Origin of the sequence: Serinicoccus sp. CNJ-927, from assembly GCF_001942435.1 — a bacterium.
Taxonomy (GTDB): Bacteria; Actinomycetota; Actinomycetes; order Actinomycetales; family Dermatophilaceae; genus Ornithinicoccus; species Ornithinicoccus marinus.
In genome coordinates this window covers 130,917-154,508 of the sequence record NZ_MKKF01000011.1, presented here as the reverse complement: position 1 = coordinate 154,508, position 23,592 = coordinate 130,917, and the positions used below count along the sequence as shown (strand labels likewise).

25 protein-coding genes, 2 tRNA genes and 1 pseudogene are annotated in these 23,592 nt (G+C 74.3%); 9 read left to right on the top strand and 19 right to left on the bottom strand.

What is annotated here, in order from left to right:
- Positions 1–99: 99 nt before the first annotated feature.
- The 5 genes from BJF86_RS04725 to glp form a co-directional block, all read right to left on the bottom strand.
- A tRNA-Ala gene (locus tag BJF86_RS04725) sits at positions 100–175 on the bottom strand.
- Positions 176–303: 128 nt separating this feature from the next.
- Complete coding sequence (locus BJF86_RS04720; RefSeq protein WP_075811016.1) at positions 304–1,410, bottom strand: hypothetical protein; 1,107 nt, start codon at positions 1,408–1,410, stop codon at positions 304–306.
- Between the two features lie 91 nt (positions 1,411–1,501).
- Positions 1,502–2,128: a GNAT family N-acetyltransferase gene (locus BJF86_RS04715; RefSeq protein ID WP_075817159.1), complete on the bottom strand. Its 627-nt coding sequence runs from the start codon at positions 2,126–2,128 to the stop codon at positions 1,502–1,504.
- A 53-nt stretch (positions 2,129–2,181) separates the two neighbouring features.
- Positions 2,182–2,676, bottom strand: coding sequence for a cyclic pyranopterin monophosphate synthase MoaC (gene moaC, locus BJF86_RS04710; RefSeq protein ID WP_022924514.1), 495 nt, complete (start codon positions 2,674–2,676; stop codon positions 2,182–2,184).
- A complete protein-coding gene (glp, locus tag BJF86_RS04705) occupies positions 2,676–3,953 on the bottom strand; it encodes a gephyrin-like molybdotransferase Glp (RefSeq protein ID WP_075811014.1) in 1,278 nt (425 codons plus the stop codon). The genes moaC and glp overlap by 1 nt, the downstream gene beginning before the upstream one ends.
- Positions 3,954–3,990: 37 nt before the next feature.
- Here glp and BJF86_RS04700 point away from each other — a divergent pair, with 37 nt between their 5' ends.
- Positions 3,991–4,620 carry a 5-formyltetrahydrofolate cyclo-ligase gene (locus tag BJF86_RS04700; protein WP_075811013.1) on the top strand — a complete coding sequence of 210 codons (630 nt, stop codon included), beginning with the start codon at positions 3,991–3,993 and terminating at the stop codon, positions 4,618–4,620.
- Between the two features lie 27 nt (positions 4,621–4,647).
- On the opposite strand, the gene BJF86_RS04695 is transcribed toward BJF86_RS04700, so the two are convergent.
- Positions 4,648–7,341 carry a penicillin acylase family protein gene (locus BJF86_RS04695; protein WP_075811012.1) on the bottom strand — a complete coding sequence of 898 codons (2,694 nt, stop codon included), beginning with the start codon at positions 7,339–7,341 and terminating at the stop codon, positions 4,648–4,650.
- Between the two features lie 60 nt (positions 7,342–7,401).
- On the opposite strand from BJF86_RS04695, the gene BJF86_RS04690 reads away from it, so the two are divergent.
- The 3 genes from BJF86_RS04690 (at position 7,402) to mscL (ending at position 9,067) form a co-directional block, all read left to right on the top strand.
- On the top strand, positions 7,402–7,818 hold the full coding sequence (locus tag BJF86_RS04690; protein ID WP_075811011.1) for an FmdB family zinc ribbon protein: 417 nt from the start codon (positions 7,402–7,404) through the stop codon (positions 7,816–7,818).
- 40 nt (positions 7,819–7,858) lie between these two features.
- On the top strand, positions 7,859–8,491 hold the full coding sequence (locus BJF86_RS04685) for an SAF domain-containing protein (protein WP_083652720.1): 633 nt from the start codon (positions 7,859–7,861) through the stop codon (positions 8,489–8,491).
- 168 nt (positions 8,492–8,659) lie between these two features.
- On the top strand, positions 8,660–9,067 hold the full coding sequence (gene mscL / locus BJF86_RS04680; protein ID WP_075811010.1) for a large conductance mechanosensitive channel protein MscL: 408 nt from the start codon (positions 8,660–8,662) through the stop codon (positions 9,065–9,067).
- Positions 9,068–9,176: 109 nt separating this feature from the next.
- Here the strand turns inward: mscL and BJF86_RS17860 are convergent, their stop codons facing one another.
- From BJF86_RS17860 to BJF86_RS04665, 4 genes are read right to left on the bottom strand one after another with little or no spacing between them, the layout of a single operon-like run.
- Complete coding sequence (locus BJF86_RS17860; RefSeq protein WP_158068374.1) at positions 9,177–9,350, bottom strand: hypothetical protein; 174 nt, start codon at positions 9,348–9,350, stop codon at positions 9,177–9,179.
- A 44-nt stretch (positions 9,351–9,394) separates the two neighbouring features.
- The gene (locus tag BJF86_RS04675; protein WP_075817158.1) at positions 9,395–12,976 is read right to left on the bottom strand and encodes a DUF4011 domain-containing protein; all 3,582 of its coding nucleotides are present in this window, start codon (positions 12,974–12,976) and stop codon (positions 9,395–9,397) included.
- Positions 12,973–14,229, bottom strand: a complete 1,257-nt coding sequence (locus tag BJF86_RS04670) for an MFS transporter (protein WP_237768082.1) — start codon at positions 14,227–14,229, stop codon at positions 12,973–12,975. Before BJF86_RS04670 ends, BJF86_RS04675 begins: the two co-directional genes overlap by 4 nt.
- Positions 14,230–14,263: 34 nt before the next feature.
- Positions 14,264–14,608 (bottom strand): UBP-type zinc finger domain-containing protein, encoded by a 345-nt coding sequence (locus BJF86_RS04665; RefSeq protein WP_075817157.1) that lies wholly within the window; start codon positions 14,606–14,608, stop codon positions 14,264–14,266.
- Here BJF86_RS04665 and BJF86_RS04660 point away from each other — a divergent pair.
- Positions 14,607–14,861 (top strand): hypothetical protein, encoded by a 255-nt coding sequence (locus BJF86_RS04660; protein WP_143553689.1) that lies wholly within the window; start codon positions 14,607–14,609, stop codon positions 14,859–14,861. The two genes, BJF86_RS04665 and BJF86_RS04660, sit on opposite strands and share 2 nt — an antisense overlap.
- Before the next feature lie 62 nt (positions 14,862–14,923).
- Positions 14,924–15,400: a GyrI-like domain-containing protein gene (locus tag BJF86_RS04655; RefSeq protein ID WP_158068373.1), complete on the top strand. Its 477-nt coding sequence runs from the start codon at positions 14,924–14,926 to the stop codon at positions 15,398–15,400.
- An 11-nt stretch (positions 15,401–15,411) separates the two neighbouring features.
- Here the strand turns inward: BJF86_RS04655 and BJF86_RS04650 are convergent, their stop codons facing one another.
- The 3 genes from BJF86_RS04650 to BJF86_RS04645 all read right to left on the bottom strand — a co-directional run bounded on the left by BJF86_RS04650 (position 15,412) and on the right by BJF86_RS04645 (position 16,528).
- Positions 15,412–16,035, bottom strand: a complete 624-nt coding sequence (locus BJF86_RS04650; RefSeq protein ID WP_237767378.1) for a hypothetical protein — start codon at positions 16,033–16,035, stop codon at positions 15,412–15,414.
- A 318-nt stretch (positions 16,036–16,353) separates the two neighbouring features.
- Positions 16,354–16,485, bottom strand: coding sequence for a hypothetical protein (locus BJF86_RS19290; protein ID WP_269087254.1), 132 nt, complete (start codon positions 16,483–16,485; stop codon positions 16,354–16,356).
- Positions 16,456–16,528 (bottom strand) — tRNA-Arg (locus BJF86_RS04645). The genes BJF86_RS19290 and BJF86_RS04645 overlap by 30 nt, the downstream gene beginning before the upstream one ends.
- A 68-nt stretch (positions 16,529–16,596) precedes the next feature.
- Between BJF86_RS04645 and BJF86_RS19285 the strand changes: the two genes are divergently transcribed.
- Together BJF86_RS19285 and BJF86_RS19755 are read left to right on the top strand one after the other, a co-directional pair.
- Entirely contained in the window at positions 16,597–16,719 is a 123-nt protein-coding gene (locus tag BJF86_RS19285; protein ID WP_269087253.1) for a hypothetical protein, read from the top strand.
- Between the two features lie 231 nt (positions 16,720–16,950).
- A complete protein-coding gene (locus BJF86_RS19755) occupies positions 16,951–17,199 on the top strand; it encodes a hypothetical protein (protein ID WP_237767377.1) in 249 nt (82 codons plus the stop codon).
- Between the two features lie 41 nt (positions 17,200–17,240).
- On the opposite strand, the gene BJF86_RS04635 is transcribed toward BJF86_RS19755, so the two are convergent.
- Positions 17,241–17,705 carry an SRPBCC family protein gene (locus tag BJF86_RS04635; protein WP_075811003.1) on the bottom strand — a complete coding sequence of 155 codons (465 nt, stop codon included), beginning with the start codon at positions 17,703–17,705 and terminating at the stop codon, positions 17,241–17,243.
- A gap of 77 nt (positions 17,706–17,782) precedes the next feature.
- Here BJF86_RS04635 and BJF86_RS17355 point away from each other — a divergent pair, with 77 nt between their 5' ends.
- Positions 17,783–18,313 (top strand): OsmC family protein, encoded by a 531-nt coding sequence (locus BJF86_RS17355; protein WP_075811002.1) that lies wholly within the window; start codon positions 17,783–17,785, stop codon positions 18,311–18,313.
- A gap of 47 nt (positions 18,314–18,360) precedes the next feature.
- On the opposite strand, the pseudogene BJF86_RS18700 reads toward BJF86_RS17355, so the two are convergent.
- The 5 genes and pseudogenes from BJF86_RS18700 to BJF86_RS04605 form a co-directional block, all read right to left on the bottom strand.
- Positions 18,361–18,552: pseudogene (locus tag BJF86_RS18700) on the bottom strand (type II toxin-antitoxin system VapC family toxin); the annotation flags it as partial.
- A gap of 131 nt (positions 18,553–18,683) precedes the next feature.
- Entirely contained in the window at positions 18,684–21,380 is a 2,697-nt protein-coding gene (locus BJF86_RS04620; RefSeq protein ID WP_075811001.1) for an AAA family ATPase, read from the bottom strand.
- Positions 21,377–22,618 (bottom strand): metallophosphoesterase family protein, encoded by a 1,242-nt coding sequence (locus BJF86_RS04615; protein WP_075817155.1) that lies wholly within the window; start codon positions 22,616–22,618, stop codon positions 21,377–21,379. Before BJF86_RS04615 ends, BJF86_RS04620 begins: the two co-directional genes overlap by 4 nt.
- Positions 22,619–22,745: 127 nt before the next feature.
- Positions 22,746–23,123 (bottom strand): fluoride efflux transporter FluC, encoded by a 378-nt coding sequence (locus tag BJF86_RS04610; RefSeq protein WP_202817316.1) that lies wholly within the window; start codon positions 23,121–23,123, stop codon positions 22,746–22,748.
- Positions 23,120–23,530, bottom strand: coding sequence for a FluC/FEX family fluoride channel (locus BJF86_RS04605; protein WP_083652716.1), 411 nt, complete (start codon positions 23,528–23,530; stop codon positions 23,120–23,122). Before BJF86_RS04605 ends, BJF86_RS04610 begins: the two co-directional genes overlap by 4 nt.
- Between the last annotated feature and the right edge of the window lie 62 nt (positions 23,531–23,592).

The window sequence follows — 23,592 nt, the reverse complement described above, 5'->3', positions numbered from 1 at the left end:
TACCCGGGTGGTCGGGCCGGGTGGGTTGGCTGTCCGTGGTCGCTCGACGGCAGGCCGCACAGCACGAGAGCCCGCCGAGTGACTCGGCGGGCTCTCCGGTGGTGGAGCTGAGGGGAATCGAACCCCTGACCTTCTCATTGCGAACGAGACGCGCTACCAACTGCGCCACAGCCCCGTGTGCGTCTCCAGACTATACAGACCCGCAGGTGGCCAGCCCAAACCAGCGACGAGCCGGGCGACCGGGGCGACGGACCGGCAGGCGGGGTGGGTGGGGACCTGGTCGGCCGGCGCCGAGCGCGGGGCTCAGCCGACGCGGTGGATCTGCGGGAGGTCCTCGAACTCCTCCTCCAGCGCCATCTCGGTCCCGTCCGCGGGCAGCTCGGCGGAGCCGGTCGACGGCTGCGGGGCGCCACGGTATGCCTTGGCCTTGAGCGTGTAGGTCGGCGGCGGCACGGGGGCGGGCGTCCACGACCCGGGCGCCGCGACCGTCTCGGCCTCGTCGACCACCGCGGTGACGGCGACCGGCGGGGCCGCGAGGTCGGCCTCGACCTCGTCGATGTCGAAGAGCGCGGGGCGCGCGGGCCGGAGGTCCACGGCCCGACGCGCGGTGCCGGCGGAGGCCGGTGCGACGGGACCGGCCGAGGCGGAGGCCGCCGTGGCGCGGGCCTGGGCGGCGAGCGGGGAGGCGGACGCCTCCGCGGTCACCGTGACCTCCGCCGACGCTTGCGCCTGGTGGCCCGGACGGCGGCTGTCGGCCTGCACCGGTGCGGGCGCACCGGATCGCTGCGGTGCCGTGTCCGGGCGCACCGTCGCACGACGCGGCCGGGCCCGGCGCGAGCGCTGGGCGGCGGCGGAGCGCCGCACGAGCAGGAGCGTCGCGGCCAGCACAGCGACGCCCACGAAGCTCCACCACCAGTCCAGCACGGGGCTGACCCCGAGCGAGACGAGCGCCACCATCACCACGGAGGCGACGATCAGCGCGGTCGCCCGCAGCTGTGCGGCACGCCGGGCGCGCCGCACCGCCGGGGTGGGACCGACGGCAGTGGCGCCGCTCCGGCGCCGGGGCGCCGGTGCGCTCGACGTGGCGCTGGCCGCAGGACGAGCGGCAGCGGGACGGGCCGCTGGGCGCGCCGTCGCGGGAGCAGAGGCCGCAGCGCTCCCGCCGCGCTTGACGACGACGTCCGGTCGGGCCGGGCGCAGCGGGGAGACGGAATAGGCCGCCGGGGCCTGCTCCGCGATGTCGGGGCGCGGGAGCGCCCGACGGCGCTCGAGCACGCGCATGGCCTCGGAGAACCGGTCGACCGACCGCGCGGTCGCGACGTGCTCACGACGGCGGACCCAGTGCTGGACGAGATAGACAGCCCAGACCGCCACGATGACGACGAAGATGAGGCTGCTGACCGGAGGCACGGGACTCACGGTAGGTGCCGCCGCAGCACGAGGCGGTGAGGTCGGCGGAGTGTCGCGGGAGTTTCTCCTGTGACTCGCGGGAACGGCCTCCTCACCCGGCGCGGCCGTGCAGCAGCGCGACCAGGCCACCCGGGGCATACCCGCCCGGCCGCAGGTCCTCGGCGACCACGGCGAAGAGCCGGTGGTCGGCCCACCCTCCGTCGACGTGCATGAGCCCGCGCTGGCGACCCTCCTCCCGGATACGCAGCCGGGTGACCACGGCGAGGGAGGCGGAGTTCTGCGGTCGGATCGCCACCTCGACGCGGTGCAGGCCCACCTCCAGGAGCGCGTGGTCGACCAGCGCCGCGAGCGCCCACGTCGCCACCCCGCGCCCGGTCGCCTGCCGGTCGAGCCAGTAACCGGCCCACCCGGCCTGCCGCGCGCCCCAGAGCACGTCGAAGAGCTGGATCTGGCCGACGATCTCCCCGTCCACGTCGATGACGAAGGGCAGGACCAGCCCGTCCCGCGCGCCGCGGTCCAGGACCCGCCGCAACCGCGGGAAGGGCAGGTTCGGCGTCCTCTCGCCCGGCGCGGTCGACTCCCACGGCCGCAGCCAGGCCTCGTTGCGGCGCCGCAAGGACTCCCAGGCGGCCCGGTCGGCCCGCTCCAGCGGCCGCAGGACCAGCGCCCTGCCGTCGGGGAGCTGGTGCCGGACGCTGACGGGCCAGCGCCAGCTCACGCGTCCCTCATCCCTGACTCACCCCGGCACCCGTCATGGCGCCGACGCGGGGCTCACCGGCCCCTCGCCTCGGTGCGGACCCAGTCCCCCGACCGACCCCCGGACTTCGCGACCACCCGCACCCCGCCGATCACCGCCAGCTTGTCCACCGCCTTGACCATGTCGACCAGGGCCAGCGCGGCGACGCTCACGCAGGTCAGCGCCTCCATCTCGATCCCGGTGCGGTCGGCGGTGCGCACCGTCGCGGTGATCTCCACCCCGCCGTCGTCGACCGTCAGGTCCACCTCGACAGCGTGGATCGCGATCGGGTGGCACAGCGGCACGAGGTCCGGCGTGCGCTTGGCCGCCTGGATGCCCGCGATCCGCGCCACCCCGAGGGCGTCGCCCTTGGGCACGGTGCCGTCCCGCAGCGCGGCGACCGCGTCCGCCGACAGGTCGACGCGTCCACGCGCCGTGGCGCTGCGCGCGGTGACCTCCTTGGTGCTGACGTCGACCATGTGGGCCGACCCGTCGGCCCGCAGGTGGGTCAGCCGCGGCTCGTGCCCCATCAGCCGTCCTCGCCCGCCTCGTCACCCTGCCCCTCGGCGTGCAGCCGGGCGTCGATCTCGGCGCGTGGCCGCAGCAGCAGCAGGTCCAGCTCGGACCCGGCGGACACTTCGTTCACCTCCGGCTCCGAGATCGCCAGCGCGTCGGCGACGGCGAGCGGCCCGACGAGGTGCGACCCGGCACCGCCGGCGGGCGAGACGGCATACGCGCCGGTGGGGTCGCGGTCGACCCGCACCCGGGTATACGTCTGCCGGTCCGGCGAGCTGCGCCACCCGGTCGTGGCGAAGCCGCGCGCGAGCCGGGCGCCCTCGCGCCGTCCGGCTCTGCGCTGCAGCGCCGGCCGCACGAAGACCTCGAAGCTCACCAGCGTGCTCACCGGGTTGCCCGGCAGCGTGAAGACGGGCACGTCGCGACGCCCCAGCACCCCGAAGCCCTGCGGCTTGCCGGGCTGCATCGCGACCTCGACGAACTCCATCGACCCCTGGCCGGTGAGCACCTTCTTGACGAGGTCGAACTCGCCCTTGCTCACGCCACCGGTGGTGATGACGAGGTCGGCGTGGTCCAGCATTCGGTGCAGCTGCTTCTTGGTGGCACCCTCGTCGTCGGGCAGGTGCCCGACGTGCACGACGTGGGCCCCCGCGTCGCGCACCAGCGCCTCCAGCATCGGGCCGTTGCTGTCGACGATCTGCCCGGGGCCGACGGGCTCGCCGGCGGGCACGAGCTCGTCACCCGTCGACAGGATCGCCACCCGCACCGGCCCGACGACCTCGACCTCGGTCACCCCCGAGGACAGCAGCGCGGCGATCTCCCCCGCCCCGACCCGGCTCCCCGCGGGCAGGATCAGGTCCCCGGCCCTGACGTCCTCGCCCGCGCGGCGGATGTGCGCCCCCTCGTCGGGGTGGACGCGCAGCTGCGGCTCGTGCGGGTGTCCGTCGGTGTCCTCGACCTTGACGACGGCGTCGGCGCCCTCGGGCAGGGGGGCGCCGGTCATGATCCGCCACACCTGCCCAGGGGCGAGCACGTGCTGCGACTGGTCGCCCGCGGCGACGTCGCCGGCGACGGGCAGCACGACCGGGCTCTCGCTGCTGGCCCCCTCGAGGTCGGCCCGGCGGACGGCATACCCATCCATCGAGGAGTTGTCGAAGCGCGGCAGGTCGACGCGGCTGTGCACGTCGGCGGTGGTCACGAGGCCCTGCGCACGCCGGACCGGCAGCGTGACCGGGGCCACCGGCTCGACCTGAGCCAGCACGGAGTCCAGGTGCTCGTCGACAGAGATCATGGCCCCACCCTAGGAGCATCGGCCACACTGGGGCCGCATGAGCCTGCCGCTCCCGCCCTACCGTCCGACGGGCGACGTCGTCGCCGACAAGGCGCACTGGCGCGCGCTGGTCCGGACCGCGCGCCGCGACCTCGTCGCCGCGTGGTCGCCGGCGGACCGGCCCGCCCTCGCCAGATCGCTCGCCGAGGCGGGTCTCACGCACCTGCGTCGGTATGCCCGTGGCTCGGCCCGCGCGGACCTCGCCGGGATGACCGTGACCGCCTACGAGCCGATGCGCACCGAGCCACCGGTCGACGGGCTGACCGCCGCGCTGCGCGGTGCGGGCGTGCGGGTGCTCGTGCCGATCACCCTCGCGCGACCGCGGCTGGAGTGGGCCGACCTGGCCGACCCCGACCGGCGCCCCTTCGGCGAGGACGTCCTCGCCGAGGTCGACCTGGCCTTCGTCCCCGGGCTCGCGGTCTCCCGCGACGGGGTGCGGCTGGGGCAGGGTGGGGGCTACTACGACACGGTGCTGCCGCGGCTGCGTGAGAGCTCCGCCGGGGCACCCGTGGTCATCGTGCTGCACGACCACGAGGTCGTGCCCCGGGTGCCCGCCGCGGACCACGACGCCGTGGTCGACGCGGTGCTGCGGCCGACCAGCGGCGTGGTGCCGGTCCCGGTGCGCTGACCCGCACCGGCGCTCAGCCGGCCCCGCTCACTCGTCCGCCGGCAGCAGCGTGAGGGTGTCGGTGCCCGCCTCGTCCACGGCGGCCCGGGTGAAAGCCCACGGGTAGGTGCCGCCCTCGACCCACGCCTGCGTCTGGTCGTCGTAGTTGCTGTGGAAGGGATGGCCGGAGGTGCCCGTCTGGTTGACCCAGGTGGAGGCGTCGAGGTCGCCGAGGTCGACGACCATGCGCATCGAGGGTGCCGACGTGACGTCGAAGCTGTCCGTGCTGGCGTCCCAGTTCATCGCGTTGACCATGGAGCTGCTGCCGGACACCGGGAGCGGCCCGCGGTTGACCATCTGCTGCACCAGGCCGGGCACTCCCTCCTCACCGAGGACCTGGTGGCGCAGGTCCGCCCGGTGCAGCTCGCCCCAGCTCCAGTCGTCCGGGTCCTTGGAGACCGTGCGGGTGAGGTCCAGCCGCGCGTCCACCAGGGCCGTGCGCAGCACCTCGTCCCGGGACTCCACGACCCCGGGGGTGCGCTGGTCGTCCCACCAGACACTCTCGGGGGTGGCCATGAGCTCGGCCATGACCTGCATCGAGCGGGAGTTGCCGGTGGCCCCGAGGTCCGGGGGGAGCTCGTCGTCGAAGACCGCCTCGAGGAGGTTGTCGTAGACGGCGTAGAAGTATGCCGCGGCCGCCGTCTGCTCCCCCTCCGCCGGGGCGGTGCCGTCCCAGTCCCGCAGCAGACCCTGCGCCTCGGTGTAGAACCGGCCGTCGAGATCGATCGAGGTGAGGTAGGGGACCACGTCCAGCGCGAAGGTGCTGGTGTCGTCGAGCTGGATGTCGTTCATGTCCGCCGCGGTGAGCGGCCCCTGCTCGAGCCGCTCCTGCAGCAGCTCCAGGATGCGGGTCGAGCGGTAGCCCTTGTCGTACTCGCTGGTGAGGAAGGGGGTCGAGCCACGGACCACGGCCTGGTTCGCGGCCACGACCATGCCGTCCTCGGGGTTGTAGGCCGAGGGCAGGTCCGCGAAGTCGACCCACCCGCTCCAGGCATACTGCTCGTCCCAGCCGGGGGCGGGGAAGTAGCCCGGCGGGGTGCCGTGGGTCGCCGCCCGGCGGACCGGGACCAGCCCGGGCGCCTGGTAGCCGATGTTGCCCTCGGTGTCGGCGTAGAGCAGGTTCTGCGAGGGCACGGCGAAGAGCTCGGCCGCGCCGCGGAAACCCTCCCAGTCGGTGGCAGCGTTGAGCGCGAAGACCGCCTCGGCGGTGCGCGAGGGCTCCAGCCCGGTCCAGCGCAGCGCGACCTCGAAGTCACGGGAGGTCGCGACCCCGTCGATCGGCCCGTTGGCGCCCATGACACCGGTCTCGGCGAGCACGTCGGAGACGATCGGCCCGTGGGAGGTCTCCCGCACCTCCAGCTCCACGTCGTCACCGCCGGCCACCCGGATGGTCTCGGTGCGCACGTCCATCGGCACGTGCTCGTCCTCGCGCAGGACCGTGTCGCCGGCGGTGTCCTCGAGGTAGAAGTCGGTGACGTCGGGGTCGAGGTTGGTGAAGCCCCAGGCGATGGACTGGTTGTGGCCGATGACGACCCCGGGGAAACCGGCGAAGGTGAAGCCTGTGACGTCGAAGGGGCAGGCCTCGTCCACCTCCCGGCAGTGCAGGCCGCTCTGCATCCAGATCCCGGGCTGCGTGATCGCCAGGTGCGGGTCGTTGGCGAGCAGCGGCATACCGCTCTCGGTGTGCTCGCCGGAGACGACCCACGAGTTGGAGCCGATCCCCTCCCCCTCGCCGAGCAGCTCGGGCACCGCCGCCAGCACCGTGCCGGTGTCGGCCAGGGCGTCCCGCGCGTCCGGGCTCCCCCCGGCCAGCCAGTTGCGCGTCATCCCGGAGGTCGGTCCGTCCGGGGCCTGCGGCTCGGTGAGCCCGGCGATGTCGGCCGGGTCCCCCTGACCGGGGACCGGGGCCAGGACCGTGCCGCGGGCGCCACCTCGCGTGTCGCTGACCCCTGGTGCGGGCCGCTCCGGCGGCGACCACTCGCTGCGGTCGAGGATCGGCGGGTGCTCGTCGGCGGGGTAGTCGGGGTAGAGGTTCTCCAGCTGGTCCAGGGAGACCTCGCCGACCAGGCGGCCGCGGGCGAGCTCGTCGTCGTAGTTGCCGCGCAGGTCCCAGGCCATCGCCTTGAGCCAGGCGAGCGAGTCGACCTCGTCCCAGTCGCGCACGGTGTAGCCCGGGGCGCTCTGCGCCAGCGCGACGTACTCCACCCCCATCGCGGAGGGGCCGCTGCGGCTGTCGATGTAGGCGTTGACGCCGGAGGCGTAGGCGGCGAGGTAGGTCCGCGCGTCCGGGGACAGCAGCGAGAGCTCCTGCTCGGCGACGCGGCGCCACCCCAGCGTGCGGATCACCCGGTCCGTCTCCAGGCCGCCCTCGCCCACGAGCTCGGACAGCCGCCCGCTGACGATGTGGCGACGCAGGTCCATCTGGAAGAAGCGGTCCTGGGCGGCGACGAAGCCCTGTGCGCGGAAGAGGTCCTCCGCGGTGTCGGCGTAGATGTGCGGCACGCCCCGCTCGTCCCGGACCACCTCGACGGGACCGGCGAGACCGGGCAGCTCCAGCTCGCCGGAGACCTGCGGGAAGGCGCGCCTCGCGAGGCCCACGCCGATCACGGCCGTGGCCACCGCCACGACCACGAGGATCGCGACCGTGGGCACGGCCACGCGCTGCCACAGAGGTCGGGACACGGGCCCCAGCCTAGGCGACCGTGCGTGAGGACCGTCGGAGGCGACGTAGAATCCGACCTCGTGCCCACGTATTCATACGCCTGCAAGGACTGCGGTCACGCCTTCGACATCCAGCAGGCCTTCACCGACGACGCACTGACGGTATGCCCGGAGTGCGACGGATCGCTGCGCAAGGTCTTCAGCGCGGTCGGCGTCGTCTTCAAGGGCTCGGGCTTCTACCGCACCGACTCCCGCGGATCGCGTTCCTCCGGCGCGGGCGGGTCCGGCACGAGCGAGTCCGGCAAGGGCCAGTCGGGCAAGGGTGAGACGGGGGCGGCCGGGTCCGGCACGAGCGGGGGAAGCACCGGCGACTCCGGCACGAGCGGCTCCGGCGGGGCGAAGGGCTCCTCCGGATCCTCCGGGGGCACGTCGACGTCCGGCGCATCGTCGTCCACATCCTCGGGGTCCTCCGGCGGGTCGTCCACAGCCGCGCGCTGAGCCCTGGTCGGCACGCGCCGGCCTGCCTACGGTCGGTGGGGTGACCCGACGAGCAGCCCGATCCGGCACCTCCTCCCGACGTGAGCTGGCCCGTGTGCTGCGACATCCGGTGCTGCGGCGCTGGCTGGCGGCGGCCCTCGCGGCGATCACGGTGGGCGGCAGCCTGCACCTGGTGCTGACCCGCCCGCAGCCCGACGAGGTCCCGGTGGTCGTCGCCGCCCGGCAGCTCGCCGTCGGCACCACTCTGTCCGCGCGCGACACCGAGCTGCGCCACGTGCCGCCGGACCTGCTGCCCGAGGGGTTCCTCTCCGCCGCCCCTGAGGTCGGCGCCTCCCTCGCGGTGCCGGTGCAGGCCGGGGAGGTGCTGACGACCGCGGACCTGCGCACCAGCGCGCTGCTCGACGGGCTCGAGGGTGAGGTGGCGGTCTGGCTGCCCGTGACCGACGCGGCGGTGGCGACGGCCACGGTCGCCGGCGACCGGATCGACGTCCACTCCCCCGTGGACGGGGATCGGGTGGCCCGGGGTGCGCTCGTGCTACGGCCCGGCACGGGAGAGGAGCCCGGCCTGTGGGTGGCCGTCGACGAGGGCACGGCCGGCGACCTGGCCGCGGCCCGGGGCGCCGACCCGCTCGGCGCTGCGCTGCTCGTGGCGGTCCGCGCGACCGGTGGTTGACGCGTGAGTAACCTCACACTCCCGACTCACCCGAAAGGGTGATCGAGAGCGCGGGTGGCGGTATACACTTCTCGACTGGCCCGAGGGGCGTGTCACGATGTCGGGCCACCCACCACCACCACCACGAGCGATCTGCCCCTGCCCTGCGCTCGCACGAAAGGAGAGGCCATGCTCAGCGGCTTCAAGGACTTCATCATGCGCGGCAACGTGATCGAGCTGGCCGTCGCGGTCGTCATCGGCTCGGCCTTCGCCGCGGTCGTCGACACCATCGTCTCTAGCATCATCACCCCGCTGCTCAACGCGGCGGGCGGCGCCGAGGTCGGCGGTCTCAAGTTCGAGATCATCAACGGTCGCGCCGACACCGCGATGGACTTCGCGGCCATCATCAACGCCCTCATCGTCTTCCTGCTCACCGCGGCCGTCGTGTACTTCGTGCTCGTCGCCCCGATGAACAAGGTGAGCGAGCGCATGAATCGCAACAAGCCGGTCGAGGAGGAGATCGTCACCGACGAGGTGGCCACGCTCCGCGAGATCCGCGACCTGCTGGCCCAGCGCCGCGCGGACGGCTCGCTCTGACCTGAGCAGCCGCGGGCACCTGCTCACCGCGCACCGGGACGCCCCGGCACAGACACGTCGTCCTGTGCCGGGGCGTCCTGCATGTCACTGGGGATGTCCCGACACGGCGTCAGTCCCAGTGCGGCGGGCGCTGCTCGAGGATCCAGTCGTCCCGCGGGTCGAGGCGGCGCGGCACGCGCCCGGCCTCCCGGCCGCGTTCGGGCTGTCCGGGGACGGACCGGCCGTCATGAGAGGCGGGGACCTCGTCGGACTGGTCGGCCGCCGGGTTGGTCGGTGCGGCCACGGCACGCCGGGGGGCGCGACGGCGCTTTTCTCCGCTCGGTCGGCTCACCCAGACCGCCCGCGCAGCGCCTGCAGCACCCGGGCGACCTCGCGGGCGGGGTCCGTGAAGACGTCGGTGGTGCGCACCCGCACCGGCACCCACCCCATCCGGGTCAGCTGGTCGTGCCGCAGGCGCACGTCGTCGCGCCCCGGACTCGGCACCGGGCCGCGCTGCACGTCGCCGTCGACGGCCACGGCATACCGTGCGTCGTCGTCCTCCGACACCACGGCCAGGTCGATCGCGTGCGGTCCGTGGCCCACCCCCTCCTTGACCTGGAGGCCCTCGGCGCGCAGCCGGCGGACGAGCTCGGTCAGCACGGCGGAGCCGTGCCCGTGCTCCTCGGCGCCCGGGACCAGGGCGTGCCGCACGATCGCCGCCCCGTGACCTGCACCGGTCGGCCAGTCGGCCACGGGGGTCGCGGTGACGAGGTCGACGCTGCGCCGCGCCGCGGCGAGCACCGACCCGGCGGCCTCCGGGCTGCGCACGGCCTCCGGCGACCCGATCCAGACCACGCGGTCCCGCGTCTGGCCCGCGACCCGGTGCACGGGGAGCACGAGGAAGGCCTGGCTGTGCTGCTCGTCGTCGGACAGCGACGCCGGCCGCTCGTCCTCGCCCATCGCCGCGCGCAGCGCGATCCCGGCGTCCTCGGCGCCCGCCTCGTCGTCGGTCACCAGGAGCAGGCTGTCCGGCCCGGAGCGGGCGTGCCCGAGCACCAGCCGCACGCCGGCCTCGACCCGGGCGCTGACGTGACCGTCCACCACGTGCTCGCGCACGCTGGCCGCCCGCTCCACCCCGGGAAAGGAGTGCACCGGACGCGGCATGAGGGGTGCCAGCGGGGCGACGAGACCCTGGTCGAGCGCCCGGTAGTGCGTGCCGAGGTGACGCACCGGCAGCACCTGTGCGGCGCGCGAGAGCAGCGACGGCTCGTCCATGGGGCCCGGGTCCCCCTCGGCCCGGGGGTCGGCGACGACGGCGAAGTGGCTCGGCCCCGGTCCGCCGCTGTCACCGACGACGAGGACCTGGCGCCCCCGCGCCAGCGCCGGTGCGGTGCGGGCGGTGGTGGTGCGCCCGGCGCGGTCGACGACCACGAGGCCGAGCGTGAGGTCGGGCGGCAGCACCGCCGGGACGGCCAGCTGGCTGGCCAGGAGGACAGGCGCCGCGGCCAGGACCACGTCGGGAGCGCGGCTGATCACGTCACGGGCGTCGACCGCACCGACCTTCGTCTCCTCCAGGGCACGCTGCCAGGCCCCGAGCTGGGAGGCGTGGCCGGACAACGTGCGGCGCAACCGGCGCAGCACGGCGCGACGGGCCCGCAGGGCGTTGCGGTGCAGATGGGCGCGGTCGGCGGCGCGGAAGGAGCGCTCGGCCTCGCGCACGGTGTCCCCGCCGACCTGCTGCGGCACGGCGTCCGAGGTGAGGTGGTCCAGCACCGAGCTGCGGTGCACGAAGCGGACCTCCTGGGACACCCGGTCCGCGGGCACGCCACGCCGGGCGAGGTCGTCGACGAGCTCACCGAGACCGCGCTCGCGCAGCGGCGCGAGCAGCGGGTGCGCCTGTGCTGCCACCGGGGCCCGGTCGGCGCGCGCGTCCAGCCGCACCAGCCGCTCCAGGACCGTGTCCAGGTGAGTGGTCGACAGCTCGTCACCGGCCGAGGTCCCGGTCAACGCCTGCTCCAGCCAGGCCAGGTCCTCCCCGATCGGCGCGTGCGCCGCCAGGGCCTCCTCCCAGCCTTCGGGCGCTGTGGGGCGAGCCGCCTTGCCGGCGACCTCCTCCCACTCCTGCTTCTCGTCGCGCGCCCTGCGCACCCGCTCGGCGAGGTCCGGTGGTGGGGTGCCGGGCCGCAGCTGCTGGCGCACCTGACGGCGCAGCCGGGCCCGGGCGACGGCACCGGGCCGTGGGGCCGCTGCCGTCGAGTCGCGGTCGGCCCCCAGCGCGGCGACCATCTGCTCCAGCGGTGCGTCGTAGATCCCCGGCGAGAAGTGGTCGAGGGTGTCGCTGGCGCGGGAGAGGAGACCGAGCCGATGAGCCCACTGGGTCAGCGTCACCGGCGCCGGCAGGCCTGCGGCGCGGCATACGGTGTCGGCCTGCTGGCGTGCGCTGCTGAACTTCTCGGAGACCAGGCGGCCGACGATCTCGGTCGCCCGGGCGGCGTCGTCGGGGCCGGTGAGGCGGGCGGCATACCACGGGTCCTCGGTGCGTGCCGTCGACCAGGCGCCGCAGTCCGCAGCCTCGATCAGGGCGTCGGTGACCGCGGACAGCTCCTCCTCGGTCAGCGTGCGCAGGACGTCGAGCGGGAGCCGCACCCGGGAGGCCGGAGGGTGCTCGGCGGTCGCGAGCGCGGAGAGGTCGTCCTCGGTGCTGGCCAGGCTGAGCCCCCACGGCCCGTGCTCCTGGTGCAGGACCTCCTGCTCGCGGCGCAGCACGGACAGGGCGTCGGCCCGTGCGGGGAGCGGGTCGGGACCGAGGTCCGGCTCGTCCTCGGCGGGCAGGCGGTCCAGGTTGTGACGCACCGCGGCGAGCGTGTCGCGCATCGAGGCGGGGTCCTCGGCGAGGTGCAGGCACAGGTCGCCCAGCCCGACGTGATCCAGCCGGCGACGCAACGCCTGCAGCGCGCTGCGGTCCTCGCTGCAGACCATGACGGTGCGGCCCTCCGACAGGGCGCCCACCACGACGTTGGCGATCGTCTGGGTCGCGCCGGTCCCGGAGGGGGTGTCGAGCACGAGGTCACCGCCGTGCGACACCTCGTCGATCACCGCCCGTTGCGAGGCGTCGGCGTCGAGGGCACCGAGCTCGCGGGCGGCGTCCTCGGCGCGGTCCGGGTCCTGCACGGAGGGGGTGAGCCGCACGTCGGCCCCGGCGAGCGCCGCGACCACGTCGTGCGCGGCCAGCGGCTCAGGATCGCCGGTGTAGGAGGTGACCAGCGGCAGCTTGGCCCAGGGGAAGGTGCTGATGACCATCTGCGGACCGATGGCGAACCCGGACATCTCGATGCAGATGTCCTCCAGCGCCCGGTAGGTCAACCGCGGGTCGAAGCCGTGACTCTGCGCGGACAGGCCCGCCAGGAGCGCCGGGTCGGGCTGCAGGTGCGCCTCGCTGCGCAGGTAGTGCTCCAGCACCGGGTTGAAGACGACGTCCTCGTGCAGCTCGAGGACGAAGTCGGAGTGCGCGGCATCGGTCGGGGTGATGGTGCACGCCCGCAGCAGCACGGGGGCACGCGGGGGCACCGGCACGCGGTGCAGCGTCCAGGTGGCCAGCCCGATGGCCAGGAAGCTGGTCTCCAGCCCGTGCTCGCGCCGCATCTCGGTGACCTTGTCGCGGATCCCGCCCAGCCGCCGGGCCGCATCGGCGAAGGCCACCTGCTCACGGACCAGGTCGGACAGCGGCGTGGGACGTCCCGACAAGAGCTTGGCCACCCCGCCGGGGTGCGCCAGGTTGAGGTCGAAGGTGCCGGTCAGCGACGTGCGGTGCCAGAGCAGGGAGTTGGCCCCGCCGAGCTCGGCGACCTCGTGACGCCACCGGGTCCGGGCGCGCTGCACGGCCTCGACGCGTGCTTCGTCGAGGGTGTTCAGGGGGCGCAGCGAGCTCACTGCCTCAGGCTAACGACTCGGCGGGTGTATGCCGCGAGCCCCACCGCGGCGAGCGCGGCGAGGACGCAGAGCCAGGCATACCCGGCGAGGTCCATGACCACCCCGGCGAGGGCACCACCGGCGGCCGCGGACAGGCCCATGACGAGATCGGCCGCGCCCTGCACCGAGGCCCGCTGGCCGACGGGCACCGACCCGGCGACCGTGCCCGAGCCGGCGACCATGGTGCAGGACCAGCCGAGACCGAGCAGGACGAGGCCGGCCGTGAGCCCTCCCGAGAAGCCGTCCTGGCTGAGCCCGGCGAGCAGGCAGGCCAGGACGAGCAGGACGACCCCGAGGAGCACCACCGGGCGGGCACCCCACCGGTCGGTGAGCTGTCCGGTCACGGGGGCCAGGCCGTACATGCCGAGGATGTGCAGGCTGATGACCAGGCCGATGAGCTCGATCTCCGCCTGCCCGTGCCGCATGTGCAGCGGCGTCATGACCATGACCGCCACCATGACGATGTGTCCGACCGTGAGGGCGACGGTCCCCCACATCGCGGCCGGGGTCGCCCGGATCAGCCGCAGCCCGTCGGCCACGCTCCCCTGCCGGCCGACCGGCTGGTCGGTGTCGACGCCGGCGAGCCGGCGGGCGGTCACGAGCGGGTCGGGCCGGAGCGCGAGCTGCAGCACCACGGCGGCCAGCGCGAAGCCGACGGCGGAGAAGACCCAGGCGCCCGCGAGCGGGGGCAGCCCGAGCACCCCGGCGACGGCCTTGCCGGGGCCGACCATGTTGGGGCCCAGCACCGACCCGATCGTCGTGGCCCACACCACCCAGCTCAGCTGGCGTCCCCGGCGCTCGTGGACGGCGAGGTCGGTCGCGGCATACCGGGCCTGGCTGCCTGCGGTCGTCGAGGCGCCGAAGAGCGTGGTGCCGACGAGCAGCAACCAGAAGGTCCCGGTCGCGGTGGCGGTGATCGCCAGCGCTGCCCCGAGCGCGCCGATGACGTAGGCCGCGGAGAGCCCTGCCCGGCGCCCGTGCCGACCCATGAGCGCCGCGACCGGGATGGTGAACAGGGCCCCGCCGAGCACCTGGGTCGTCGTCGCGAGGCCCGACAGCGCGTCCCGACCGCTGACGTCCGCGGCGACGATCGCCCCCACGGCGATGCCGCTGGCCACCCCGATGCCGCCGAGGGTCTGGCTGCCCATGAGGGTGAGGACGGTGCGGGACTGGAGCTGCGCGGTCCCGGCGGGGTCGAGGGCGCGTTCGATCACCCGGGCAGTGTCGCAGCAGCGGTCCCGGCGGCGGTCAGTGGATCTGCAGCCGCCAGTTCGCCGGGACCCTACCGGCGGGGCCGGGTGCCGGCTGGTCCTCGGGCCGGCTGGTCGGGGCCGCGAGCTCCGGGCCGAGCACACCCTTGCCCTTCTCGTAGGACCAGAACCAGTCCTCCCCCGGCTCGAAGCTCTGCACGACCGGGTGCCCGGAGTCACGGAAGTGGGCGCTCGCGTGCTGGCCCGGCGAACTGTCGCAGCACCCGACGTGCCCGCACTCGGCGCACCGGCGCAGGTGCATCCACCAGCCCCCGGCGTCCGCGCACTCCACGCACCCGGTGCCGCTCGGCGGCACCTCGGCGCTGATCCCCTCGCTGCTCATGTCGGTCCTCTCTCCTCGGGTCGCCCCATTCACGCACGAGGAGGGGTATGCCGTCCACGGGCGGGCCCACGTGCCCGGCTCCGGCTGGTCGCAGTCGCCCGTCGGGATCGACGCGAGCATGGCCGCCATCTGCGTCCGTAAGGTGAATCAGCTCGGCGATCTGGGCATCGACCTCGCCGAGGCGGCGGGCGAGGTGCTGCTCGGCCGGCTCGCACGGGCATACCCCGCTCCAAGGTCAAGGACGGGCCGATGAGTTCGCGGGAAGCCGTGGGTCAGGATGAGGGACCGCACGAGATCGACCGACAAGGACGAACTATGACCGAGCAGCACACGCCGACGATCGAGACCGTCGAGGACTTCCACGCGCTGGTCGTCACCGGGGCCGACGTGCCGATGACCGACATCCGCGCCTTCTTCGACAGCGGCTTCCAGAGGCTGGGGGCGGCACTGCAGACGGCGGGGGCCCCGCCGACCGGACCGGCGTTCGCGGCGTACGACCGGCAGCCCTCCGACACGGTCGACCTGCGGATCGGCCTCCCGGTCGAGGGCGACGTCCTCGCCGCCGACGGCGTGGAGCTGACCCAGATCCCCGGCGGACGCGCGGCCCGCCTCGTGCACGCGGGGAACTACGAGGACCTGTCCGGGTCCTGGGAGCGCCTGACGACGTGGGTGCTCGACCGGGGCGAGCGTCCGGCGGGCTGGTTCTACGAGGAGTACCTCACCGAGCCGACGCCGGGGGCGGATCCCGCCGACATGCGCACCCGGCTGACGCTCCCGCTCGCCGACGGCTGATCTGGTCAGGCTCACTCCGCCGGCGCGTCCTCGCCGACCCCGTCGGCGACCCGCCGCCGTCGGCGCAGGACGACGAAGGTGGCGACACCCAGCACGAGGCCGGCGAGGATCGTCAGCACCGTGCTCGCCGTGCTCCCCAGGGCCTGGGAGAGCAGGATCCGGCTCTGCGAGGTGGGATCGGCCAGGATGACCGCGACGAAGACGGCCACGAGGAGGGTCGCGAGCATCATCGGGACCCGTTCCCAACGGCCGGTCAGACCCCATCGCCGTTGCAGGAGCCGTCCGGCCCTGAGGATGCGCCCGGCGCGCACCAGGCGCAGCGCGCCGACGACCCGGAGCAGCCGCAGCAGCTGGACCGGGCCGACCGCGAAGACCACGGCCACGACGACCGCGACCGTGAGCAGCACCAGCCACCAGTGCCGCAGCAGCCAGGCCCGACGGTCCTCCGCCACGACGAAGAGGATGACGGTCTCGGCGACGAGGACTCCCCCGGCCAGCCAGTTCGCGACCGTGCCGACGGTGGAGTAGGGCTCGGCCAGGAGGGTGAGGAAGACGGCGGGGACGGAGGCCAGCGCGGCGACCAGCACCGGCAGCGCCAGCCGCTCCTCCCACTCGTCCTCACGGCTGCGCGCCACTGACACCTCCCGGTCGGTGGCCCAGGTTAATCCGTGGCCTCGCGGCCACCCACCCGGCTACGGTCGGGCTGCATGGGCCGCGTGAACTTCCTCGTGGAAGGCGTCTCCGGCACCGGCAAGACCTCGGTATGCCGCGAGCTGCGCAGACGTGGGATCCAGGCGTTCAACGGCGACACCGAGCTCGCCCACCAGGGCGACCCGGCCACCGGCGCACCAGTCTCGGGACCGCCCTCGCACCAGCAGCATCTCTGGCGTGAGAGCGAGGTCCGTTCGCTCGCCGGACAGCGGGACCGGCGCCTCACGTTCTTCTGCGGAGGGTCACGGAACCATGACCGATTCCTCGACGTCTTCGACCGTGTCTTCGTCCTCGACGACGTCGTCGACGAGATCCTCCGCCAGGCCGAGGTGGTGGCGGGCACGTGCCCCCGGCAGGATTCGAACCTGCGACACCCGCTTTAGGAGAGCGGTGCTCTATCCCCTGAGCTACGAGGGCGGACCGGGCCGCTGGGGCCGGAACCGGCATATCGTCTCATGCTCCGGGAGCCTCCCTCGGGTGACCCGATGACCGGCGACGAGCAGCTGATCCGGGCAGGGGCTGCGCTGGAGGACCGGTTCGGCCGGCAGCGCGCCGACGCCTTCTCCGCCGCGCTGCCCCGGCTCGTCGAGAACCTCGTGGAGCGATGAGAGCTCGCCCCCGAGGGGCGGTGCTGCTGGAGCGCATCCTGCCGGGAACAACCCTGGACAGTGCCCGGCGCAGGCCCCCGGCCCCGGCGGACTGGGCCGACCTGCTGCGGGACCTGCACCCCACCTCCGCCGAGGGTGTCACCACACCCTGGCGCAGTGGTGCGAGGAGATGATCGAGCGCATGGTGACCTGCACCTGGGCAACGTCCTCGACGGTGGGCACCGTGGACTCGTGGCGATCGACCCCCAGCTCTGCGTCGGCGACCCGTGCTTCGACCTGGTGGACTTCGTCGTGGTCGAGGGGACACCGGCGGCCATGCGGGACCGGGCCGGGTCACTGGCCCGGCTGCTCGACCTGGACCGTGACCACCTGTATGCCTGGACCCGGGTCAACGCCGCGGTGACGGCGGTCTCCCTCCTGACCTGGGACGGCCCGAGCACCCGCACCGAGGCGCTGCTGACCCTGGCGCGGGACGACTGAGCCCCCGCCGCGGCGGGGGCCCAGTCGTCGGTCGATGTCGGTCAGCCGGTGGCGGCGGCAGCGAGGTTGCCCAGGCTGGTCTCCAGCTGCTCCTCCTTGACGAGGGGGAAACTGACCTTCTTGAGCAGCTCGGTGTCGGTCACCTTGCCCCAGTCGTAGGTCAGCCGCACCTCGGTGCTGTCCGGGCCCTGCGGGGTGAGCTCCCACACCCACTCCCACCCCTTGGGGTCGGTGCCGGCCGGCGCGGTCTGCCAGGCCACCAGCTTGTCCTTGGCGTAGCCGGTGACGTGGTTGTCGGTCTGGTAGTCACCGCCCATGTGGTCCCCGGACATGTTCATGGTGAAGACCTGCCCGGTCTCGGTGATCCGGTCGCCGTGGTCGACGGACTGCACGAAGCCCGAGCCGTCGATCGCGACGTGGTTGTCCGGCAGGGTGAGGACCTCGAAGACGTCCTTGGCGGACACGTCGATGGTGCGGCTGACGGTGATGCTCGTCTGTTCGCTCATGCTCCCGACGCTAACGAGGTGAGGACGACGACGCGAGCCGAGGAGCAGCCGCACCGACGACCTGCCAGGCTGGGCGCATGGCGACGCACACCTACGAGCTGGCGCTCACCTGGACCGGCAACCGAGGCTCGGGGACGTCCGGCTACCGCGACTACGACCGCTCGGTCCTGGCCCGCAGCGAGGGTATGCCCGATCTCCAGCTGTCCGCGGACCGCGCCTTCCGTGGCGACGCCGGGCGGTGGAACCCCGAGGTGCTGCTGCTCGCGGCCCTGAGCGAGTGCCACCTGCTGTCGCTGCTGCATGTGGCGGTGACGCACGGGGTCACGGTCGTGGACTACACGGACGCCCCGGTCGGAACTCTGGAGCAGTCCGGGATCGGCGGGCGCTTCACCCGGGTCCTGCTGCGGCCCGAGGTGACGGTCGCCGACCCGGCCCACGTCGACCTCCTCCCGCAGCTGCACGAGGAGGCGGGCCGGGCCTGCTTCATCGCGTCGTCGGTGAACTTCCCGGTCGACCACGACCCGACCGCACGGGTGATGGGTGAGCTCCCGAGCGGTCGAACAACAAGTTCCTCGATGCCCTCGAAGTCTGTCGGGTTGCGGGAGTAGAGCGGGAGGTCGTGCGCGATGGCGATGGCTGCGATCAGGGCGTCGTAGGCCCGGGCCGCGGGCTTGCGTCCCGCCCGTCCCAGGTCGGCGGCGACCCGCCCGAAGGCCCGCGCAGCCTCAGCGTCCAGGGGCAGGGGGTCGAAGTCCGCCTCAGCCTGCTGCAGATGGGCCTGACGAGCAGCCCGCTCCGACAACGAGCGGGCGACGAGCGGCCCGACCGACAACTCAGCCAGCGTCACCGTCGTGATGAGCGGTTGCTCCGGCAGCTCGACCGGATCCAGGTCGGCCAGGTCGATCAGCGTCGAGGTATCCCCTGATCGTCACGTCACCCATCCGCGACGCTATCACCGCTGATACGTAGGAGCGCCGCTCACGAGGCGTCCAGGTGCACGGTCCGGGCGCCGGGGATCGAGGCATACCGGTCCGGGGTGCAGGTGAGCAGGACGACCTGCACGTCCTGCTCGCCCACGGGATCCCCGGCGAGGACCTGGCTCATCTGCTCCAGCCGCTCCGGGTCGGTCCAGCCGAGGGCGTCGTCGATGACGACGGGCACCCCGCGTGCGGGGTCGACCAGTTGCGCGACGGCCAGGCGGGCCAGGATGCCGAGCTGCTCCTTGGCGCCGCCGGAGAGCTGGTCGTGGGGGACGGTGGTGCCGTGGAGGGTCCGCTCCACCACGCTGAGCTGCTCGTCGACGGTGACACCGAAGGTGGGGCCGTAGACCCGGCGCCCGAGCCGCTCCAGGGCCGCGGTGAACGGGCGGACGTAGGCCCGGTGCGCGGCATCTCTGTGCTCGTGCAGCGTGGTCCGCAGGTGCCGCGCCGCCCGCGCCCGGCGATCCAGCGCGCCGACCCGGCGCTCGGCGTCGTCGAGGTCCGACACCGCGAGGTCGTAGAGCTCCTGGCGTCCCTCGCTGGCGGCGAGCTCGACCTGCCCGGTGAGGGTGTGCAGCCGTGCCCGCGCCTGCTCCAGCTCGTCCTGGCTCCGGGTCGCAGAGCTCTCGGCCGCCGCGAGCGCGGCCATGACGCCGTCGGCGTCGGCCGCGGTGAGGGCCGCCGACGCCGTGATCTCGGCGGCCTGCGCCTCGTCGAGCTCTGCGGCACGCAGCGTGGTGGTCACGGCCAGCTCCTCGTCGCTGGTGCTCTCGCGCGCGCCGGAGAGCGCGGCCTGGGCCTGCTCGTGCCGGGCGCGCTCTCCCTCCACCCGGCCGGTGAGGCGGTCCAGCTCGGCCTGTGTCCGGCGGGCCTCCTCCTGCCGCTCGCTCAGCCTGGCGCGGGCGGCGCGGTGTGCCTCGCGGGCCTCCCGCAACCGGGTGCCGGCCAACCGCTCCGCGTCGCGCGCGGCGTCGACGTCGGCCATCGGCCGCTCCCGCACGTCGGTGGACAGCGGACTCAGCCGTCGCCGCGCCTCCTCGAACCGGGCGAGGAGAGTCGGCGGGGCGGCCCCGGCCTCGACCTGCGGCAGGTCCGCCTCGGCGCCGTGCGCCTGCAGGAGGGAGACGAGGTCGCGGCGTGCCTCGCGCCACGCCGCCTGCGCGGTCTGGGCCGACTGCGCCGCGTCCCGCATCTCGTCGAGGTCGGCGCACCCGGCGTCGGCCAGGGCCGCAGCGAGATCCTGCCGGGCCCGGTCGAGCGCGGCCATCCGCTCGGTCGAGTCAGCAGCACCCTGCACGACGATCTCGACCGCGCCGGGAGCCTCGACCCGGAGGTCCTCGGTCGCGACGAAGGATCGTTCCCGACCAGGCGGCACCGCCTCGTGGCCGGCCCCCGCCCCCCGCACGGTCACCTCCTGGGCCTCCCCGAGCGCGTGGACGACGACGCGTGGGCTGGCCGCCTCGTGACGCGCCCGCTGGACCTCCAGCTCGTGGACCCTGGCCTCGACGTCCCGGACCTGCTCCGGGGTCACCGCCCGCGCGGGCAGCGCTTCTCGCGCTTCCTCGACCAGGAGGGCCTGCCGCTCGACCTCGGTGAGGACACCCCCCAGCCGCGTGACCTGCTCGTGCTGCTCCAGCCCGTCCAGGTCGTCGCGGGCCTGCTCGAGCCGTTGCTCGGCGCTCTCCACGTCGGTCTCGGCCCGGTGGGCGGCCTGCTGCGCCGGCTCGAGCACGGCGAGCAGCCCCTGCGCCGCCTCGGCCAGCTCGGTGACCTGCCGCTCGTGCCGGCCGAGAGTCCGCGCGGACTCCTCCACCTCCCGCACCTGCGCGCTGCGCCGCTCCACGTCGGTCGCGGCGGTCCGAGCCCGCTCTCCGGCCTCACCCAGCCGGGAGGCAGCCGCCTCGTGCGCGGCGACCAGCGAGGTGATGCCGGCGGCCTCCGCCCGCGCCGTGGTGAGCGCCGCACGGGCAGCGCGCACCTGCTCGACCAGGCCGTCCACGACCGTCCGGGCGGCTGCCTGGCGCTCCAGCAGCTCCTCCGCCTCGGCCAGCCGCCGGTGCGCCTCGGCCACGTCGGTCTGGGCCCGGGCATGCTCGGCGATGGCGGCCTTGTAGTCGCCGGTCGGTCGACCGGTGCGCTCGGTGAAGTAGCGGAGGTACTCCTCCTCCACGAGGTCCAGCACCCGCTCACTGTCACCGCCGTGCAGATGGGCGTCGGCAGCAGTGTCCAGCGCCTCGCGCAGCACGCCGCTGGACACGAGCGGCTGCACCGTGCCGTCCCCGGACTGGGTCAGGCGCAGCGCCTCCCACAACGTGGTGTCCAGGCACCCGCGCAGCAGCGCCTCGAGCCGCTGCTGGGCCGCCGACCCGGTCAGCTGCTCCGGACGCCCGGAGAGCACCTCCAGCTCGGTCATCGGGGAGCGCAGCCACCGCTTGGCCAGCCGCAGCCGCTGACCGTCGAGGGTGAACTCGGCCTCGACGAAGGGCCCGACGTCACGCCCGATCGGCTGCAGCGCCTGCGCCCGCGCGCTCCTGGACGTCGCCTTGAGCTCCAGCAGCCGGTCGAAGGCCTCGAGCAGGGTCGACTTGCCGACCTCGTTGGGCCCCTCGACCACGACGACACCGCTCTCGGGAAGGTGCACGGTGCGCTCGGCGACGCCGCGGACGTCCCGCAGGGTGATCCGGTGCAGCCTCACGACCCGCTCCCGCTCAGACGGTAGAGCAGGGCGAGCGCGTCGCGCGCGCTCTGCTCGTCATCGGGGCGACCGGCCACGAAGGGGTGGGCCGTCCGCTCGGTCAGATCAGTCTCCACGGTCGCGAGCACCGGCGAGGCCGCCGTGCCGGGTTGCTGCGCCGTTCCCCGGATCTCCTCGACAGCCGAGCCGAGGAAGCCGCCGAGCTCCAGCTCGTCCCAGGCGGCATCGTCGTCGGCCACGACCACGACGTCGTGGTGCTGCTCCCGCTCGACCAGCGCACCCAGGCGGTCGCGGTGCCGTTGCCGCACCTGCTCCAGGCGTGCGTGCTCCGCCACGCCGAGCATCCCCCGCAGGTTGAGGAAGACGACGCGGCGGTCCGGGTCGGTCAGCGCCGCCAGCTCGCCGTCCAGCGCGGCGACGTCGTCGGCGGAGTCGACCTCGCGGTCCAGCACGGTGAAGCTCCAGGTGCCCACGTGGTGCGGCGTCGTCCGGACCCGCTCCCCCGCCGGGGCGTCCGGGTCGACCTCCACGACGAGCACCTCCCCGGGCGCCACCTCGGTCTCCCGGGTGGGCTCGGGGGTGCCGGCATAGGTCAGGTCCGGGCGACCGGCGACCTCGGTGCGCGAGTGCCGGTCACCGAGCGCGACGTAGTGGACCTGGCCGCTGTCCAGGGCCCGCACCAGGGGCGCGGTGGCGATCGTGGCGTGGTCGCGCCACTCCGGATCGAAGGTGTCCACGCCGCCGTGGCCGACGAGCACCCGGGTGACGCCCTCCGGCGCGGCGCCGGCGGGCAGTGCCGCGAGGGCCTCGGCCACCAGGTCACGCCCGGGGTGCTTGCTCTCCCAGGGCGCCGCGACCAGCTCCACACCGTCGCCCACCTCGTGCAGGCCGGCACGGTCCAGCACGTGGACGTGCCCGGGCCGCTCCGCGAGGAAGAGTGCCGAGGTGAAGACCGAGGCGGCGTCCAGCGGGTCGTGGTTGCCGGGCAGCAGGTAGACCGGCACCGGCACGGTGCGCAGGGCGTCCAGCGCCCGCCGCACCGTCTGCCCGGTGAGGTGGTTGCTCTCGAAGACGTCGCCGCTCACGACGACGAAGGCGCAGCCCTCCTGCTGCGCGACGCGCCCCAGCCGGCGGATCGCGTCGGTGCGCGCCGCGGTGAACCGCGACTGCGCCTCGGGCTCGAGGAACCGGCGGGTCATGCCGATCTGCCAGTCCGCCGTGTGCAGGAACCGCACCATCCGCCCGCCTCCTCTCGCCGGTCGCCGTGCTCCGCTGTCGCGTCGTGCCTCCACCGTAGGAGAGCGCACCGACAGTCCCCCGGAGCCGAGGCACCGTGTCGGCTCGGCGCTCCTGCCTCATCGCCCCTCAGGACGACGGCAACGACCAGGCGAGCGCGAGGCCGAGCGCCGCGGCCGTCACCCCGAGCCCGAGGGTCACCGTGAGGTATGCCGCGCCCCGCCGCCACGAGTCCTGCCCCAGCCTCCAGGTGTGCACCGCCAGGGCGCTCCAGGTGGTGAGGGCACCGGCGAGGCCGGTGCCGAGGAGCAGGAACAGCCAGGCGGGCAGCGCCTCGGCCACCCCTGCCAGCACGCCCAGCAGGAAGGAGCCGACGACGTTGACGAGGAGCGTGCCGCCCAGCCCTCCGATTCGTGACGCCGTCGCCAGGTGCCGGAGCACGGCACCCGACGCCCCGCCGAGCGCGACGCAGACCAGGGCCGCGAGCGCGGGCAGACCCGTGCTCACCGTGCCCACCGGAGCGCGGCGCCGCCCCCCAGCGCCGCCGCGACGACGCACAGCACCGGGGTCCCGAGCAGGTAGGCGGCCGCGGTCGCCGGGGCGACGCCGGTCGCGAGGGCCACCTGGACGGCATACGTCGAGAAGGTGGTGAAACCACCCAGCAGCCCGGTCCCGACCCCGGGTCGCAGCCAGACCGGACCCGGGCGCCGCTCGTCGCGGACCAGCAGCCAGGCGAGCGCCGCGCTGCCGAGCACGTTGACCAGCAGGGTGGACCACGGCAGGACAGCGCCGACGGGGGTGAGCAGCTCCAGGGCCCACCGCAGCAGGGCGCCGACCGCTCCCCCGGCCGCCACCCAGCCCAGCACGCCAGCATCCCCGGCGCCGCGGCGGGCGGGCGTGGTGGGCGAGGACACGGGCCGACCCTACCGGCGGTCGTACACTGGGCGGCATGGATCGACCCTGCGCCGACGCGCAA